Source organism: Streptomyces rugosispiralis (assembly GCF_024505145.1).
GTDB lineage: Bacteria > Actinomycetota > Actinomycetes > Streptomycetales > Streptomycetaceae > Streptomyces > Streptomyces rugosispiralis.
Map to the genome: position 1 here is coordinate 47,306 of NZ_JANIAA010000008.1, position 16,495 is coordinate 63,800.

At 71.5% G+C, this 16,495-nt stretch carries 11 protein-coding genes; 6 read left to right on the forward strand and 5 right to left on the reverse strand.

Features of this window, described 5'->3' with window-relative positions:
• Positions 1 to 25: 25 nt before the first annotated feature.
• On the reverse strand, positions 26 to 1,117 hold the full coding sequence (locus tag NP777_RS15440) for an ArsR/SmtB family transcription factor (RefSeq protein ID WP_256650717.1): 1,092 nt from the start codon (positions 1,115 to 1,117) through the stop codon (positions 26 to 28).
• 407 nt (positions 1,118 to 1,524) lie between these two features.
• Positions 1,525 to 2,463, reverse strand: a complete 939-nt coding sequence (locus NP777_RS15445) for a LysR family transcriptional regulator (protein ID WP_256650718.1) — start codon at positions 2,461 to 2,463, stop codon at positions 1,525 to 1,527.
• A gap of 115 nt (positions 2,464 to 2,578) precedes the next feature.
• On the opposite strand from NP777_RS15445, the gene NP777_RS15450 reads away from it, so the two are divergent.
• From NP777_RS15450 to NP777_RS15475, 6 genes are all read left to right on the forward strand, one after another.
• Positions 2,579 to 3,772 carry a serine hydrolase domain-containing protein gene (locus NP777_RS15450; protein WP_256650719.1) on the forward strand — a complete coding sequence of 398 codons (1,194 nt, stop codon included), beginning with the start codon at positions 2,579 to 2,581 and terminating at the stop codon, positions 3,770 to 3,772.
• Positions 3,769 to 5,220, forward strand: coding sequence for a purine-cytosine permease family protein (locus NP777_RS15455; RefSeq protein ID WP_256650720.1), 1,452 nt, complete (start codon positions 3,769 to 3,771; stop codon positions 5,218 to 5,220). The genes NP777_RS15450 and NP777_RS15455 overlap by 4 nt, the downstream gene beginning before the upstream one ends.
• A 26-nt stretch (positions 5,221 to 5,246) precedes the next feature.
• Positions 5,247 to 6,443, forward strand: a complete 1,197-nt coding sequence (locus NP777_RS15460; RefSeq protein ID WP_256650721.1) for a helix-turn-helix domain-containing protein — start codon at positions 5,247 to 5,249, stop codon at positions 6,441 to 6,443.
• 102 nt (positions 6,444 to 6,545) lie between these two features.
• Complete coding sequence (locus NP777_RS15465) at positions 6,546 to 6,962, forward strand: hypothetical protein (protein WP_256650722.1); 417 nt, start codon at positions 6,546 to 6,548, stop codon at positions 6,960 to 6,962.
• Positions 6,959 to 7,297, forward strand: coding sequence for a hypothetical protein (locus NP777_RS15470; protein ID WP_256650723.1), 339 nt, complete (start codon positions 6,959 to 6,961; stop codon positions 7,295 to 7,297). Before NP777_RS15465 ends, NP777_RS15470 begins: the two co-directional genes overlap by 4 nt.
• A 6-nt stretch (positions 7,298 to 7,303) precedes the next feature.
• Positions 7,304 to 8,392, forward strand: coding sequence for a methyltransferase domain-containing protein (locus tag NP777_RS15475; RefSeq protein ID WP_256650724.1), 1,089 nt, complete (start codon positions 7,304 to 7,306; stop codon positions 8,390 to 8,392).
• 296 nt (positions 8,393 to 8,688) lie between these two features.
• Here the strand turns inward: NP777_RS15475 and ppdK are convergent, their stop codons facing one another.
• The 3 genes from ppdK to NP777_RS15490 form a co-directional block, all read right to left on the reverse strand.
• Complete coding sequence (gene ppdK, locus NP777_RS15480) at positions 8,689 to 11,406, reverse strand: pyruvate, phosphate dikinase (RefSeq protein ID WP_256650725.1); 2,718 nt, start codon at positions 11,404 to 11,406, stop codon at positions 8,689 to 8,691.
• A gap of 614 nt (positions 11,407 to 12,020) precedes the next feature.
• Complete coding sequence (locus NP777_RS15485; RefSeq protein ID WP_256650726.1) at positions 12,021 to 15,530, reverse strand: SAV_2336 N-terminal domain-related protein; 3,510 nt, start codon at positions 15,528 to 15,530, stop codon at positions 12,021 to 12,023.
• Positions 15,527 to 16,489 (reverse strand): AAA family ATPase, encoded by a 963-nt coding sequence (locus NP777_RS15490; RefSeq protein ID WP_256650727.1) that lies wholly within the window; start codon positions 16,487 to 16,489, stop codon positions 15,527 to 15,529. The genes NP777_RS15485 and NP777_RS15490 overlap by 4 nt, the downstream gene beginning before the upstream one ends.
• Positions 16,490 to 16,495 lie beyond the last annotated feature (6 nt).

Below are 16,495 nucleotides of genomic sequence, written 5' to 3' on the forward strand. Positions count from 1 at the left end.
GGAGTTCGCCAGGGGCCGGAAAACCTCATCCGCGCCCTGACGGCCCCCGTCCGCTCGTGGCGACCGGCGGCAGCGCCGCCGGTACGCCGAAGACGCGCTCCCCCGGGGCCCCGCCCCGCAGCAGCGCCGCGCCCAGCGGGGTCAGCGTGTGGAGGACGGCGCTGCCCTGGCGCAGGGTGTGCACCAGGCCCGCCTCGCGCAGCACGCTGGCGTGCTGGCTGGCCGAGGCCAGCGATACGCCGACCCTGCGGGCGAGTTCACTGGTCGTACAGCCGCCGCCGACCTCCAGCAGCACCGCCGAGCGGGTCTGCCCGACCAGCTTGCCGAGCGTCTGGGCGGACCCGGCCCCGGACCCGGCCCCGGGCCCGGACGCCACGGCGGGCCGCTGCTCGGGGCGGGGAATCAGACCGCACCGGGCGTGTTCGACGGGGTAGACCAGAACGGGCGTCAGATCCGGGTTCCGGTAGGCCACCGGCGTCCCCCGGCAGAAGAACGACGGCAACAACAGCAACCCCCGCCCCCGCAGCCACAGATCGCGGTCCACCGGATAGTCCACCTCCAGCACCGGCGCCCGCCACCGCATCGTCGGCGGCAGCGAGGCCAGCAGCCCGTCGGCGCCCCCGTCCAGCAGGGCACGGCCCCGGGCCACCCGGTCGGCCTCGATCCGGGCCTGGATATGCGGCCAGTACGGGGCCACGGCGGCCTGGTGGTAGGCGCGCAGCGTGCTGATCAGGCGGTCCAGCGATCTTCGCTCGCCCTGCGCCAGATCCCGTATCCACCCCGGGAGCGCCCGGAACCCCGGAAGCCCGGCCAGCTCCGTGTGCAAGCGCTCACCCGGGACGGCGCGCAGCGCGGACATCGCGGCATCGCAACCGATTACCCCTTCGGCGGGTGTCAGGAAGTCCGGGAAATAGCCGCGCGACGGAATGAGCGGCGCAAGCAGCCGCGCTTCGCCGTTGAGTCGGTTTCGCGCCTCGGAACGCCATTTCCCGTATACGGTCTCGGCCCGGTTCTCCCGCAACCTATGGAAACTTAAAACGGTTTCCCAGAGCGCGTCCGGGCGAACCGCCATCCGCAGCCGGGCCAGATCGAGTTCACTGAAATGAACACGGAGCACCAGACCCCCACACATGACATGCGACCGCCCCCCGATCACCGATGAGTATGCACGCTGGCACGGTCAGTCACCACGCCCTTTTAGCCAGATGTGAAACGGGGAGCGGCGCGGAGCCCGGAAGAGGAAAGCTGTTCCCCAGGAAAGCCGGGGACCACCGGGAAAAGCTTCCCGGGGCTGTCCGGAATTCAACAGGCGGTGCTCAGAGCCAGTTCGCTCGTTCCCGTGGGGGGTGACGAGTACGTTACGGCGACTGGGCACTTGTGTTGCCGCACGTAGCCGATGCGCGCGGCAACAGCTCCCGTGGGGGGAGTGAGAGGGGGCGGCACCTCCGCACAAGGTGCCGCCCCCTTTGAGATCCGGAGCCGCGATGACGCCCTGAATGCGCCGCGGCACCGCCCTCGTCGTGGTCAGGAAGGCGGACGACGGCCGGCGTCTCCGCCCGCGTCCAGCCGCCAGGCCGCCGGGCGGACATGGGCGGTGGCGAATTCTCCGAGACCGGCGACGAAGGACGCGATCGCGGGGGCCGCGTAGTGCTGAGTGGGCCAGCAGGCGTGCAGGGCCAGCCGCAGCGGATTTCCGTCGGATGTGGTGATCAGCAGCGGATGGGCGGAGAAGTGCGGCAGGTCCGTGACGACGCCGACGCCCGATCCGGCGGCGGCGAGGGCCTGGATCATCCGCGCGGTGGAGCTCTCCTCGACATGGGTGAAGGCCAGGCCCGCCGCCACGACCGCCTGGTCGAGTACGGCCCTGGCCGGGTGCTCGCCGGTCAGCAGCACGAGCCGTTCCCGGACCAGCTCGGCGAGTTCGACGCTGCCGCGGCGCTGGACGGCCCAGGGGTGGGCGGCGGCGACATAGGCGCGCAGTGGAACGTCCGTCAGCGGCCGCCAGCTCAGCCCATGGGCGACCGGCGCGGTCGCGGCGACGCCGAGGTCGGCACCCTCGGCAACCGTATGGGGCACCTGCTGTGCGGGCACTTCCCGGATCGAGACGAACGGGTCGGCGGGCGACAGCCGGGCCACGAAGGGGGCGACCACTTCGTGGATCGTGGTCTCCGAGGCCGCCACGACCACGCGACGCAGCCCGCCGTGCGCCATGTGATGCGCCACCGACTCGATCTGGTCGGCGCGGCTGACCAGGTCCGTCGCACTGTCGATGAGCTGCCGGCCGGCACTGGTCAGCCGCAGGCGCGGGCCGGAGCGGTCGAACAGCACGACCCCCAACTCGTCTTCCAGGTTGCGTAGTTGCCGGGAGAGCGCGGGCTGGGCGAGATGGAGCCGCTCGGCCGCCGCGGTGACGGTACCGGCGCGGACGACGGCCAGGAAGTACCGCAGGCGCTTGATCTCCATCGCGGCATCATGCCATATCGGCATGGGAATCCCGGCACTTTTGGTATTAGACAGCATGCTTCGAGCTCAAGACGATGGAGGCCCCTCAGAGCCGACTCCCCCGGAGCATCCGCCTATGTCCGCGATGACACCCGCCTCTCCGCCTTCCTCACTCGGGGACTGGCTCGAACCGCCGGTCAACCGGTGGGCCTTCAACCATGTCGAGGAGTTCCTGCCGACGGCCGTGATCTCGCGGGGACGCGGCGAGCACCGCTCCCTCGCCGAGGCGCCCCTTCCGCTGGATGACGCCGAGATCGACCTGGCCGGGGCACCCGGCACGGTGGCGGAGTTCCTGGAGCGAACCCGGACCGACGCGATCGTGGTGCTCCACGGGGAGCACATCGTCTTCGAGCGGTACTTCGGCGAGGGGCGGCCGGACCGGCGGCACGCCCTGATGTCGATCTCGAAGTCGATCGCGGGCATGGCCGCCGGCCGCCTGGTGGACGAGGGACGCCTCACGCTGTCCGCGCCGGTCGGGTCCTATGTGCCCGAACTCGCCGCCTCGGCGTACGGGACCGCCACCGTGGGCGAGGTCCTGGACATGTCGGTCTCGCTCCGGTTCAACCATGACTACCGTGATCCGGCGTCCGAGGTGCAGGCGCTGGACCGCGCCTCCGGCTGGCGCCCGCGCGGCCCCGGGGACCCGGCCGTGCGCGCCTTCCTGGCCACCCTCGAACCGGACCGGCCGCACGGCCGCTCCACCCAGTACTGCTCGGCCACCACCGACGTCCTCGCCTGGATCCTCGAACGAGCCGCCGGACAGCCCTACCCCGAGGTGATCGCCGACCGGATCTGGTCCCGCATCGGCGCCGAACACGACGCCCTGGTCACCACCGACCCGGAGGGCACCCCCTACGCCTGCGCCGGGGTCAACGCGACGGCGCGGGATCTCGCCCGCTTCGGGCGCTGTGTGCTGGACAACGGCTCGGTCGGCGGCACCCAGGTCGTCCCGGAGGCATGGGTCCGCGCCACCCGCGGCGGTGCGCCGTCCGGGGTGGTCCCGGACGCGGACTTCCGTAAGGTCCACCCGAACGGCTCGTACCGGAATCAGTGGTGGATCACCGGCGACGCCGCCGGGAGCTTCCTCGGCCTCGGCATCTTCGGCCAGTACCTCTGGCTCGATCCCGAACGGGACGTGGTCATCGCCAAACAGTCCAGCCTGCTGGGCCCCCGCGCGCAGCGCGCCGAGCACGCTTCGTCCCTCACCCAGATCGCGGCCGCGGTCGCCGCCGCCCGCCGGTCCTCCCGCCTCGGCCAGGAGCCACGATGAGCAACGACACCGGGGGACCACGCCAGGACCCCGCGCCAACGCCGGGCCAGGACCCCGCGCCGACTCTCGAACAGCACGGCATCGAGCACATCCCGGCCGCCGAGCGCCACGGCAAGCCGTGGCATCAGCTCACCCTCTGGTTCTCCAGCAATGTGCAGATGACCGCGGTGGTCACCGGAGCGGTGGCGGTCACCCTCGGCCTCGACCTGACGTGGGCCATCGCCACGATCGTCGTCGGCAACCTGGTCGGTGGCGTCTTCATGGCCTACCACAGCGTGCAGGGGCCCGAACTCGGCGTTCCGCAGATGATCCAGAGCCGGGCCCAGTTCGGGTTTCTCGGCGGGGCGCTGCCCTCCTTCATCGTCGTCCTGATGTACCTGGGCTTCTCCGTCGAGGGCGGTCTGGTGGGCGGCGGGGCACTGGCCGGCTGGACCGGCATACCCAAGCCCACGGGCATCGTGATCTTCTGCGTGCTGCACCTGCTGGTCGCGCTGGTCGGCTACAAGCTGATTCACGCCACCGCGCGGGTGATCTCCGTGCTCTCGGGGATCGTGTTCCTGGCACTGTTCGTGCAGCTCGCCACCCACCTTCCCGCCCACCTGCCGAACTCCGGCTCCCCGGCCACGCCGGGCACGGTGCTGCTCGCCGTCTCGATCTCCATCTCCTGGCAGGTCACCTGGGCGCCCTACGTCTCCGACTATTCGCGCTATCTGCCCGAGGACACCCCCAGAGGAACCACCTTCTGGTACACCTACCTCGGCTCTGCGGTGGGCGGCACGCTCACGATGGTCATCGGCGCGATGGCCGCCGCGATCAACGACAAGGCGCTGAACGCGGACGCGATCGGCTTCCTCGCCGACCGCTACCCGGCGATCAGCGGCCTGGTGGTCTTCGCCCTGTTGATGTCCATGATCCCGGCCGGGGCCGAAGGCGCCTACGGTGCCTTCCTCTCCACCCTCAGCATCTTCTCCCGGAAGGACAGCCTGCGCTCCCCGGCCCTCGCCCGCGCGCTCTTCGTCATCGGTTTCACCCTGGTCGGGGCGGTCCTCGCGATCCTGTCCAGCGGGAGCATGATCACCACCTACACGAACATCACCCTGTTCCTGCTGTATCTGCTCATCCCGTGGACGGCCATCAACCTCACCGACTACTACTTCGTCCGGCGCGGCCACTACGACATCTCCGCCCTCTTCGAACCGGACGGCCGCTACGGACGGTGCAACTGGGGGACGGTGATCCTCTACGCGGTGTCCATCGCCGCGGAGCTGCCGTTCGTCAACAGCAGCCTCTACGTCGGCCCGCTGGTGGAACCGCTCGGCGGTGCCGACATCGCCTGGCTGGTCGGCCTGGTGGTGGGCGCGGTCGGCTACTACGCGCTCGCCCGGGTCAGCCGCGGTGGCGGGGCCGAGTTGGAGGCACCACTGCCGCAGCCGCGGGTACCGTTCTGAGTGTCGAGGCCAGAACGGAGTTCACCATGCCGCAGAGCAATGAGGAACACACCGGCGCACGCATCGCTCGCACCCGCCGCGAACGCGACCTGACCCAACAGGGTCTGGCCATGCGCGCCAACGTCTCGAAGTCCCTGCTGTCCAAGGTGGAGTGCGGCCAGCGGCCCGCCTCGCCATCGCTCATCGCGGCCTGCGCACGCGCGCTGAGCGTGACCACCTCGGATCTGCTCGGCCAGCCCTACATCCAGGAGCTTCGGCGCGAGCGGCTCGACGAGGTCATACAGCCCATCCGGGTCAGCATGGAGAACTGGGACATCCCCCTCGACTGGCAGGTGCCGGCCCGTCCGGTCGCGCTCATCCGTGCCGACATGGAGAAGGTCCTGGTGCAGCGGCGACAAGCCGAGTATCTGCCGATGGCGGTCGACCTCCCGGCACTCATCGACGAATGCGTGCAGGCCATACACACCACCGGCGGCGAGGAGCAGCGGCAGGCCCACGAATGTCTGGCCTGGGCGTTCCGGTGCGTCTTCACGCTGGCCTGGTCCTTCGGGTACGTGGACCTGGCCACCGTTGCCCTGCAACGCCTGGACTGGGCGGCACCCCGCGCCGACGAACCGGGCCTTGCCGCCATGTACGGCTACCTGCGTGCCCAGACCACTCTCTCCTCCAGCCGATACGACCTGGGCATGCGCGTCGTGGACAGCACCCTCCGGGACCTGGAGGGCCAGGATGCGCGGAGCCCGCACGGCCTCGCCGCGATGGCCGGTGTCCTTCAGCTGCGGGCGGCTGTGATCGCGGGCCGGATGAAGGACCCCGATCAGGTCGAAGCCCGCGTAACCGAGGCCCGCCAACTGGCCCGACGAACCGGCGAGACCGCGGCCTACGGGGTGGGCTGGGGTCCGACGAACGTCGGCGTCCACGCCGTCGCGATCGCCTGTGACTTGGAGGAGTACGACCAGGCGGTCCAACTGGCGGACGGCGTACGGTTCCCCAAGCGGTGGGACCGGTCTCGGGCAGGACATCACTGGCTGGACCTGAGCAGGGCCAGCGTATGGACCGGGGATGCGGCGCAGGCACTCAGCTGTCTGCAGAAGGCGCGTCGAACGGCGCCGCAGCAGACGCGCTACCACCCCACGACCCGCGAGACGGTCATCGCACTGCGGTCGCGTGAACGGTCCCGGAGCAGCGAGCTTGCCGACTTCTCGAACTGGATCGGCCTGTAGCACGGACGGTAACCGTCAAGTTGCACAACGGAGTGCAACTTGACGCCACGCCAGCTCGACACCATGTGACGGTCAGAACACAGACCGTGCACGGAGCCGCCCATGACGACCAACACCGAGCAGTGGACACCACCCACCGGGCCACAGACCGCGGCCTTACCCGCGGGCACATGGTGGGACGCGGTCCGCGTGCCCGAGGACATCGGCGAGCACGCCCTCGGCGTCCTCGGCGCCCAGTCCGGCGCCGTCATCAATGACCGCTGCAACACCCTCTACTGGCTCATCGCCCCCGGCTCCGCCGCGACCTGGAATCTCTACCGGGTCAACGTCCTCGGTGCGGTCGAAGGCGTCGCCACCTACCTCGGCGTTCCTCCCGTGGACCGGCTCACCCGGCCCGGCACGCACTGGCGGGTCCCGTTCACCCGCGACGGGTACCTGACCGACCCGCGGCTGCTGTACAAGGCGCTGATCCGCGCGCTGCTCGCCACCGCCACTGACGGTCGGAGGGACGGCCGGTGACGGCCCCCGAGCACACCGCCGAAGAGGCCAAGGACCCGTTCGCCGACGAGGCATGGCGTACGGCCATCGAACACGCCGCGGGCTGCCTGTCCTGCCGGACGCCCGGCGCCAAGTGCGGGACCGGGGAGCGGCTGCTGCACGCCTACGAGCAGGCCACGCGGCAGGCCCGGCCGGGACGGGCCTTCAACCCGGACGCCCAGGCACGGCACCCGTACCCAGGAGGTAGAACTATGACCGTCGAGAACAAGCGCAAGGGCGACCCCGCCCCGATCAAGCCGTGGACACCCCCGCCGCCGCCCCCGCCGGACGGCACCCCGCCCCCGCGAGAGAGGTGAGGGTCCATGTCCGAGGACTGGCGACCGCGTCACGCGGCGCTGCTGGAAGCCCTCATCGCGTCCGGTGAACTGCCGGACGCATGGGCGTCGGCCTTCGCCGCTGTCCCGCGCCACCACTTCATCCCCGGCGAGATCTGGGAGCAGCGGGCCACCTGCGTTCCCGTCACGACGGACGCGGCCTGGTGGGACCTGGTCTACCGGGATGTGCCGATCGTGACGCAGGTGGACGACGGGCGCAGTGCCGGCCCGGGTATCGCGACCTCGTCCAACTCCATGCCCACGATGGTGGCGCGCATGCTCACCGCGCTCGAGGTCGCCGACGGGCAGCGCGTGCTGGAGATCGGCACCGGCAGCGGCTGGAACGCGGCGCTGCTCGCCGCGCGTCTGGGGAGCGGGAACGTCACCACCGTCGAGGTCGATCCGGTGCTGGCGGAGCAAGCCGCGAAGGTCATCAAGGAGGCCGGGTACAGCCCCGCCGTCGTGTGGGGCGACGGCGCACGGGGGTGGGAGTCCGGTGCGCCGTACGACCGGATCATCGCGACCTGTTCGGTGCGCCGCATCCCCTACGCATGGGTACGGCAGACCAAGCCGGGCGGGCTCATCCTCGCCCCGCTGGCGGGGGACTTCTGGTCCGGGACGCTGGTACGGCTCGACGTGGGCGGCGATGGGGTGGCCTCCGGCCGGTTCATCGGCGGTGCCCGGTTCATGCCGATGCGCTCGGAGCGCCCTCGCCCGGACCGCCCGGTGGACAGCGGAACCGGGCGGCGCGGCGGCACCGGCGCGCTTCCCGCCGAGACCATGGCGGGCCTCGGTTTCGCGCTCTACGCGGGCGCGAAACTGCCGGGCGTGGTCATGGCCGACGGAGCGCCGGACGGCAGCTATCAGATGTGGCTCCACGATCGAAGTGGCTCGGCGGCCACGGTCACCGAGGAGGAGGTGTGGCAGTACGGCCCACGCCAGTTGTGGGACGAGACCACCGCCGTGCACAGGGCATACGTGGACGACGGCAGCCCTGACCCCGGCGACTTCGGACTGACCGTGTCCCCCGGCGGACAGCGACTCTGGCTCCGCTCACCTGATATGCCCCTCGACTGACAGATATGAAAGAGGGGGCGGCACCTCCGCACAAGGTGCCGCCCCCTTTGAGGTCCGGAGCCGATGCCGGGGGTGAGGGTGGGTGTTCCCGGCACCGGCTCCGGTGGTCTTACGGGCTCCGCCGCGTGGCGAGGGCTTCGCCCCTGGACCCCGGGTCCGGGGCGGAGCCCCCACGCGGCGGAGCCCCCACGCGGCGGAGCCCCCACGCGGCGGAGCCGCAAATCGATGCTGCGGGGGAAGGGGCGGGGAGGGGATCAGCCCGCCGCGGGCGTCACCATCCACCGGCCCCCTACCGGCTACCGCCCGTTCGCCGACGCGCGGCCGGCCTCCAGGCGGGCCACGGGGATGCGGAACGGGGAGCAGGAGACGTAGTCCAGGCCCACCTCGTGGAAGAAGTGGACGGACTCCGGGTCGCCGCCGTGCTCACCGCAGACGCCCAGCTTGAGGTCGGGGCGGGTGGCGCGGCCCGCCTGGGCGGCGTCGCGGACGAGGGAGCCGACGCCGTCCTTGTCGATGGTCTCGAACGGGCTGACGCCGAAGATGCCCTTCTCCAGGTAGGCGGTGAAGAAGCTGGCCTCGACGTCGTCCCGGGAGAAGCCCCAGACGGTCTGGGTGAGGTCGTTGGTGCCGAAGGAGAAGAAGTCGGCGGACTCGGCGATCTGGGCGGCGGTCAGCGCGGCGCGCGGCAGCTCGATCATGGTGCCGAGGGTGAGCTTGAGGTTCACGCCCCGGGCCTGCTCGACCTCCGCGATGACCCGCTCGGCCTCCTCACGGACGATCTCCAGCTCCTGGACCGTGCCGACCAGCGGAATCATGATCTCGGCCCGCGGGTCGCCCTTGGCGTTCCGGCGCTCGGCGGCGGCCTCGGCGATCGCCCGCACCTGCATGGCGAACAGCCCCGGAATGACCAGGCCCAGCCGCACCCCGCGCAGGCCCAGCATCGGGTTCTGCTCATGGAGCCGGTGCACGGCCTGGAGCAGTCGCAGATCGTTCTCGTTGTGGTCCTTGCGGGACTCGGCGAGCGCGACGCGCACCGACAGCTCGGTGATGTCGGGCAGGAACTCGTGCAGTGGCGGGTCCAGCAGCCGGACGGTGACCGGCAGTCCGTCCATCGCCTCGAAGAGCTCGACGAAGTCGTTCTTCTGCAGCGGCAGCAGCTCGCCCAGCGCGGTGTCCCGCTCCTCCTCGGTGTGGGCGAGGATCAGCCGCTCGACCTTCTCCCGGCGCTCGCCGAGGAACATGTGCTCGGTGCGGCACAGCCCGATGCCCTGGGCGCCGAACCGCCGGGCGCGGGCGGCGTCCTCGGCGTTGTCCGCGTTGGCCCGTACCCGCAGTCGGCGTACCCGATCCGCGTACGCCATGATCCGGTGCACCGCGCCCACCAGTTCGTCGGCGTCGTCGGCGCCCGCGTGTGTCCGGCCCTCGAAGTACTCCACGACCGGCGACGGCACCACCGGGACCTCGCCGAGGTAGACCTTGCCGGAGGAGCCGTCGATCGAGACGACGTCGCCCTCCTCGATGACGAGCCCGTCCTGGCCCGGCACGACCATGCGGCGCCGCTTGGTGTCGACTTCCAGCTCCTCGGCGCCGCACACACAGGTCTTGCCCATGCCGCGGGCGACGACGGCGGCGTGTGAGGTCTTGCCGCCGCGCGAGGTCAGAATGCCCTCCGCGGCGATCATGCCGTCGAGGTCGTCGGGGTTGGTCTCACGGCGGATGAGGATGACCTTCTCGCCCGAGCGCGACCATTTGACGGCGGTGTACGAGTCGAAGACGGCCTTGCCGACGGCGGCGCCCGGGGACGCGGCGATGCCCCGGCCGATCTTCTGGACGCTGTCGCCGGAGGCGACCTCGTCGTCGAAGCGCGGGAACATCAGCTGCGCGAGCTGCGCCCCGTTGACCCGGCGCAGCGCCTCGGCCTCGTCGATCAGCCCCTGGTCGACGAGTTGGGTGGCGATCCGGAAGGCGGCCCCGGCGGTGCGCTTGCCGACGCGGGTCTGCAGCATCCACAGCTTGCCGCGCTCGATGGTGAACTCGATGTCGCACAGGTCCTTGTAGTGCGTCTCGAGGGTTTCCATGATCTGCATCAGCTCGTCGTAGGACCGCTGGTCGATCTGCTCGAGGTCGGCCAGCGGCACGGTGTTGCGGATGCCCGCGACCACGTCCTCGCCCTGGGCGTTCTGCAGGTAGTCGCCGTAGACGCCCTGGTGGCCGCTGGCCGGGTCGCGGGTGAAGGCGACACCGGTGCCCGAGTCGGGGCCGAGGTTGCCGAAGACCATGGAGCAGATGTTGACCGCGGTGCCGAGGTCGTGGGGGATGCGCTCCTGGCGGCGGTAGAGCTTGGCGCGGTCGCCGTTCCAGGAGTCGAACACGGCCCGTACGGCGAGGTCCATCTGCTCGCGCGGCTCCTGCGGGAAGCCCCGGCCGGTCTCCTTGGCGACGATCTCCTTGAACTCGCCGACCAGCTTCTTGAGGTCGGCGGCGTCGAGGTCCACGTCGACGGTGACGCCCTTGGCGTGCTTGGCCTGCTCGATGGCCTCCTCGAAGAGGTCGCCGTCCACGCCGAGCACGGTCTTGCCGAACATCTGGATGAGGCGCCGGTACGAGTCCCAGGCGAACCGGTCGTCACCCGCCTGCGCGGCCAGCCCGGCCACGGACTGGTCCGAGAGACCGATGTTGAGGACGGTGTCCATCATCCCGGGCATCGAGAACTTGGCGCCGGACCGTACGGATACGAGGAGGGGGTCGTCCGCCTGGCCGAGCCTCTTGCCCATCTTCGCCTCGAGCGCGTCGAGGTGCGCACTCACCTCGTCGCGCAGGGCCGAGGGCTCCGCACCGCTGTCCAGGTAGACCTTGCAGGCCTCGGTGGTGATGGTGAAGCCCGGTGGCACGGGGAGACCGAGATTGGTCATCTCGGCGAGGTTGGCTCCCTTCCCGCCGAGCAGGTCCTTGAGATCCTTGTTGCCCTCGGTGAAGTCGTAAACGAACTTCTGCTGATCTTGTGTTTCCGGCACGGGACTCGATCTCCTCGGCTCGGCTGCCCTGACGGCGGGGAGCGTACCCAGATCAAAGGCCCCTGAGCAGGTCCACTCCACCGTCATACGGCTGTAACCACCCGCCTGCCACGTGTTCGAAAGTGCGCCGCCCGAACGAGGCGCCTATGAGATGCCTTCAAACCTCGAACGCACACCCACCCTCTGCCCGTAGTGGACGCTTGGAATTTCACTATACGTAACCGATGGTTCGAGGTGTCGAACATCAAGTGGGTGGCACTGAGTGCCACGCATTGGAGAGGTGAGCACAGCCGGATGCCGCCGGTTCACCCCTCCGTTGCCGCTCATCTGAGCGAAGGCCCGATCAGAGTGGCGAGAATCACGCCTTGTCATGGCCCATTGTCTCGCCTTTTGGATACAACGAGAGGGGGTACGCTCAGATGAGCGACACGCCGAGAGGGGTGACCGCCCGCCTCCGCGGCTGCCGAGGGGCGGCGGACCAGCTCCTCCACGGACGCCGAGGGGCCACGGACCAGCTCCTCCGCCGTCCCCTCACCCGGCCCCTCTCCCTCATCAGGGGGCAGGGGCCCAGCGTTCCCCGCGAACGAATCGCGCCATATTTATCGCGCCATATTTCAGGACGCCTGGTCGTCCCCGGGCTCCCACAGCCCGGCGAGGGCCTCGCGGGTCTTCACCGTGCAGTTGTGCTCATCGCCCAGGACGCGCTCGCCGATCTCGAGCACGGCCCGCCATTCGGTCTCCGCCTCGTCGAGGCGGCCGAGCCCCTTGAGGGTGGTGCCGAGGTTGAACCGGGTCCACAGGGTGTTGACGTGCTCCGGTCCCAGGACGCGCCGCCGCGCCGCGAGCGTCTCCCGGATCTCCGTCTCGGCCTCGGCGAACCGGCCCCGCTTGTTGAGCACATTGCCCAGGCTGTGCCGGGCCGCCAGCGTCTCCTTGGCCTCGGCGCCCACGGATCGCGTGCGCCCCTCGACCACGCGCCGGAACAGGGATTCGGACTCCTCGTAACGCTTCTGGTCGCGCAGCAGACCGGCCAGTTGGACGAGGGTCAGCAGAGCGCTCGGGTCGTCCGGACCCAGCACCCGGGCCTCCCCCTCCATGGTCAGGCGGTACTCCCGCTCGGCCTCCGCCACCCGCTCGACGCGCATCAGGGCCCCGGCGCGGCTGTATCGCGCCACCAGCGTCACCTGGGCGTCCGGTCCCGACACGCGGATACGGCCCTGGAGCACCTCGGTGTACTCCGCCAGCGCGTCCTCGTGCCGTCCGGCCCTCCCCAGGCTGATCGCCAGTTGGTGCCGGGTGGCGAGGGTGTTGTGATGCCCGTCCCCGAGCACGGCGGTCTGCCGTGCCAGAAGGTCGCGGTACGCCGCTTGCGCCTCGTCGTACCGCTCCTGGTCGTCCAGGACCATCGCTCGCGTCCGCAGCGCGGTGAACGACTCGTCGTGCCGTTCCCCGACGGCGGCGAACGACTCCTCCACCAGTGCGTCGGCCTCGGCCTCCGCCTCGGCGTACCGCCGCAGGACGCGCAGGCGGTCGACCCGGTTGCGGCGCGCCCGGCGCACCCGCCAGTGGGTGGGGCTCAGGCCCGCCGACGTCCTGTTGACCAGATCGTGCCAGAGCGCCTCCGCCTCCTCATCGCGCCGCCTGACGTTCAGCAGGTCGGCGAGTGTGAAGAGGGCCGTCATCAGGGGCGAATCCACCTCCGACTCCGCCGCCGCGGCGCACTCCTCGGCCGCCGCCCGCATCTCGGCCTCCGCCTCGTCGAAGCGATCCAGCCGCCGCAGCGCGGTCGACAGCCAGGCGCGTGCGTTGACGGTGTCGAAGTGCGTGGGCCCGTACAGTTCCCGCGCCATGGACACCGAGACCCGGATCTCCTCCTCGGCCTCCGCCACCCGCCCGAGGTCCAACAGCAGCCGCCCGCGCCGCAGATGCTTGGTCTCGGCATGCCGCCGGTGGTCGTCGCCCTCCCGGCGCTCCCATGCCTCGATCAGCGTGCGGCACTCCTCCTCCGCCGCCTCGGCCCGCTCGGCGTCGCTCAGCAGCTCGACGAGGTAGCCGCGGGCGAAGAGCGTGTAGTCGTGCTCCACGCCGTGCACCCGCCCCGAGGTCGCGACCACCGCGCGCAGCTCGCGCTCCGCCTCATCGTGCTCCCCGAGCTGGTTCAGGGTGATCGCCAGATGTCCGCGGAGGTTGCGGGATTCGAGGTCCTCCCGGGACCCGAGCCCCTCGAGCTGCTCCCGCGCCGTCTCCCGCAGTTGGTCCGCGTACTCCGGCCACCCGGCGTCGACGAGCTGCTTGGCCAGGTCGGGCAGGGTCCGCACCCCCCACCAGCCGGTTTCCTCGTTCCGCTCATCGGCTTCGTCCAGCATCTTGTCGACGTAGTCACGCACCGACTTCGGCAGCCCGTCGTCCGCCGCGATCCGCCGCACCACCGCCATCACCGGCGGCTGGACGTGCTCGGAGGTGTAGGAGCGGGGCGGGAAGGCGGCGGCCGGTGCCACCGGCTGCCGCTCCGGCGCCTTCGGCCGCTCCGGCGGCTCCTCCTCCGTCGCGTCCGCGAGCAGCCCCAGCCTCGAGAGCAGCTCCGGTGACGCCGCCGCGAACGGGCGGGCCTCCTCGGCGACGCGGGAGTCCCCGTGGTCGCCGGAGAGCCGGGCGCGGAACTCGGGGCCACTGCCCTGGCGGCGCAGCAGGAACTCGGTGACCTGCGCCGCCGTCTCCAGCGCGTCCGACGTCCGGACCGCGTCCAGCAGCAGGTCCGCGACGCCGGGGTGGAACTCGTACTCCTCCGCGCTCCCCGCCCGTCCGCGCAGCAGCCCGCCCAGGAACACCTCGGCGAGTTGCGCCGGGTGGAAGCGCTCGCCGCGGCCCGCGCCCGACTGGTGGATCAGCCGCATCACCGGCAGCGTCAGCGGATGGACCGTGGCCAGCGCCCCGGCCAGGCGCTGGGCCTCGGGCGAGGCGGCGCCCCGGAAGCGGCGCAGCCGCTCCTCGGCGCTCGGCTCGGGGACATGGGCCGTGGCCCGCGCGGCCACCGGCTTCGCCGCGCCGTCCAGCAGCATCACCGGCAGCGGCCCGCCGCCGCCACCCGTACCGGTGAGCGCCGCCCACGCGCCCAGCTCGCCCTCGGCCAGCTCCAGCACGGGCACCGGTGTCGAGCCGTCGTACGACACCAGGCCGCGCGGCAGCACCGGGTGGCGCACCGTCAGCGCGCGGCCCGGCGCGCCCTCGCGGCCGCCCGCGTCGACCAGCAGCCGCTGGGTGGGCATACCGCGCTCCGGCCACATCCGCGCGGGCAGCGGCTGGAGTACCGCCACCGGCGAGTGGCGGGCCCAGCGGCGCAGCAGCCGCGGAATCGCGCCGCCGCGCCACCCCGGGCCCACCCCGTCCGAGAGGACCAGCATCACGGTGCGGCCGGAGGTGTCGGTGAGCTGGCGGGCGGTGCGGCGCGGGGCGCCGGGGGCGTACGGGCGCGCCCTGAGCACCGGCCGGTCCTCGTGGGCGCTGTCCAGGCCGTAGGTCCGTACGGAGCGGAAGGCGCCCTGTCGCTCCAGCAGTCCGCGCACCTCGGCGGCGAGCTGCTGCCACAGCACCATCGACGGGCCGTCGTCCACGATGAGCGCGACGCTCAGCCAGCGCTCCGGGCGGGGGCGCAGCACCACGTCCGGCAGACCGGTCTCGGCGATCCACTCGGCGGTGGCGGTCTCGTCGACGCGGAAGGACGTGCGGGACGGCACACTGCGCCGCAGCGGTCGCAGCGCGCGGGAGAGCCGGCGCGTCCCGGGGAGCGCCCGGACGCCCCGGACGCCGACGGCGCGGGCCGGGCGAGCCGTGGCGGGCCGCGCGACGCCGGGGGCGTAGAGCCCGGCGGGGACGAGGGGTCCCGGCTCGGGTTCGCCGGGGGTGAGTGGCCCGGTGGGCTGCCGCTGGGCGCCCTTCGCCTCGTCCTCGCCGTCGGCCGCGCCGGAGGCGGGGGCGGCGGAACGCCGGGCCGGCGCCGGTTCGTCGCCGTCCCCCTCGCCGCGCGCCGGGGCGGTGGTGGCGGCGAACCACAGGACGTCGCGCAGCTCCACCTCGGAGAGTTCGACCCCCGCGTCCTCCAGCAGGGCGCACAGCCGCTCGATCATTGCGCGTCGACTTCGTTCAGCGAGCGGAAGAGCTTGTCGAGGACGTCCTGGTCGACCCGCACCCCGGAGGAGCGCAGCCGGACCGCGTTGAGCAACTGGTCGGTGGCCAGCTCCCGCTCGTTGCGCCGGGACACGAAGTCGGCGATCAGCTCCTGGGCCCGCGCGCCGACCTCCTCGCCCAGATGCATGGTGACGATCTGCCGGAGCTGCGCCTCGTCGGGCTGCTTGAGGTCCAGCCGGACGCAGCGGCGCAGAAACGCCGGGGGGAACTCGCGCTCGCCGTTGCTGGTGATGACGACGACGGGGAAGACGGAGCAGCTGACCCAGCCGCTGGTGATCCCGACCTTCTCCCGGGAGCCGGCGTACTGCACATGGACCGTCTCCCCCTTCCCCAGCCGGGCCAGCTCCGGAATCTCGAACTCGCCCTCCTCGAAGACCGTGAGGAGGTCATTGGGCAGGTCGACATCGCCCTTGTCGAGCTCGTCCACGAGCAGCACCCGCGGCTTTTCGGCCGGGAGCAGCGCGGTGCCGAGCGCGCCCAGCCGCAGATAGTCGCCGATGTCCGGCTCGGTCCCGGCGGTCTCGTCGGCGCGCCGCTTGAGGGAGGCTTCGCGCAGCCTGCCCACCGCGTCGTACGAGTAGAGGCCCTCGGTGAGCGTGGAGCGGCTGTTGACCGGCCAGTGCAGCACCTCGCCCAGCATCAGCTCGCGCGCGATGGCGTGGGCCAGGGTCGACTTGCCGGTGCCGGGGCGGCCGGTGACCAGCAGCGGGCGGTGCAGATGCAGCGCCATGTTGACGACGTCGCGGTCCTCGTCGGAGATCAGATACGGCAGCGGCCGCTCCTTGTCCCGGCGCCGCGCGTCATCGCCGAAGCGCCGCCACGGCGGGGCGGGCGGCCAGGTCTGCACCTCGTGGGGCCGGGTGTCGCCGCCCTGGAAGAGCCTCCAGTCCTGTGCCATCTTCTT

Coding starts and splice junctions, on each gene's coding strand:
- NP777_RS15445 (WP_256650718.1), bottom strand. CDS start 2,463: ATGGAGATCAAGCGCCTGCGGTACTTCCTGGCCGTCGTCCGCGCCGGT.
- NP777_RS15450 (WP_256650719.1), top strand. CDS start 2,579: ATGTCCGCGATGACACCCGCCTCTCCGCCTTCCTCACTCGGGGACTGG.
- NP777_RS15455 (WP_256650720.1), top strand. CDS start 3,769: ATGAGCAACGACACCGGGGGACCACGCCAGGACCCCGCGCCAACGCCG.
- NP777_RS15460 (WP_256650721.1), top strand. CDS start 5,247: ATGCCGCAGAGCAATGAGGAACACACCGGCGCACGCATCGCTCGCACC.
- NP777_RS15465 (WP_256650722.1), top strand. CDS start 6,546: ATGACGACCAACACCGAGCAGTGGACACCACCCACCGGGCCACAGACC.
- NP777_RS15475 (WP_256650724.1), top strand. CDS start 7,304: ATGTCCGAGGACTGGCGACCGCGTCACGCGGCGCTGCTGGAAGCCCTC.
- NP777_RS15485 (WP_256650726.1), bottom strand. CDS start 15,530: ATGATCGAGCGGCTGTGCGCCCTGCTGGAGGACGCGGGGGTCGAACTC.
- NP777_RS15490 (WP_256650727.1), bottom strand. CDS start 16,489: ATGGCACAGGACTGGAGGCTCTTCCAGGGCGGCGACACCCGGCCCCAC.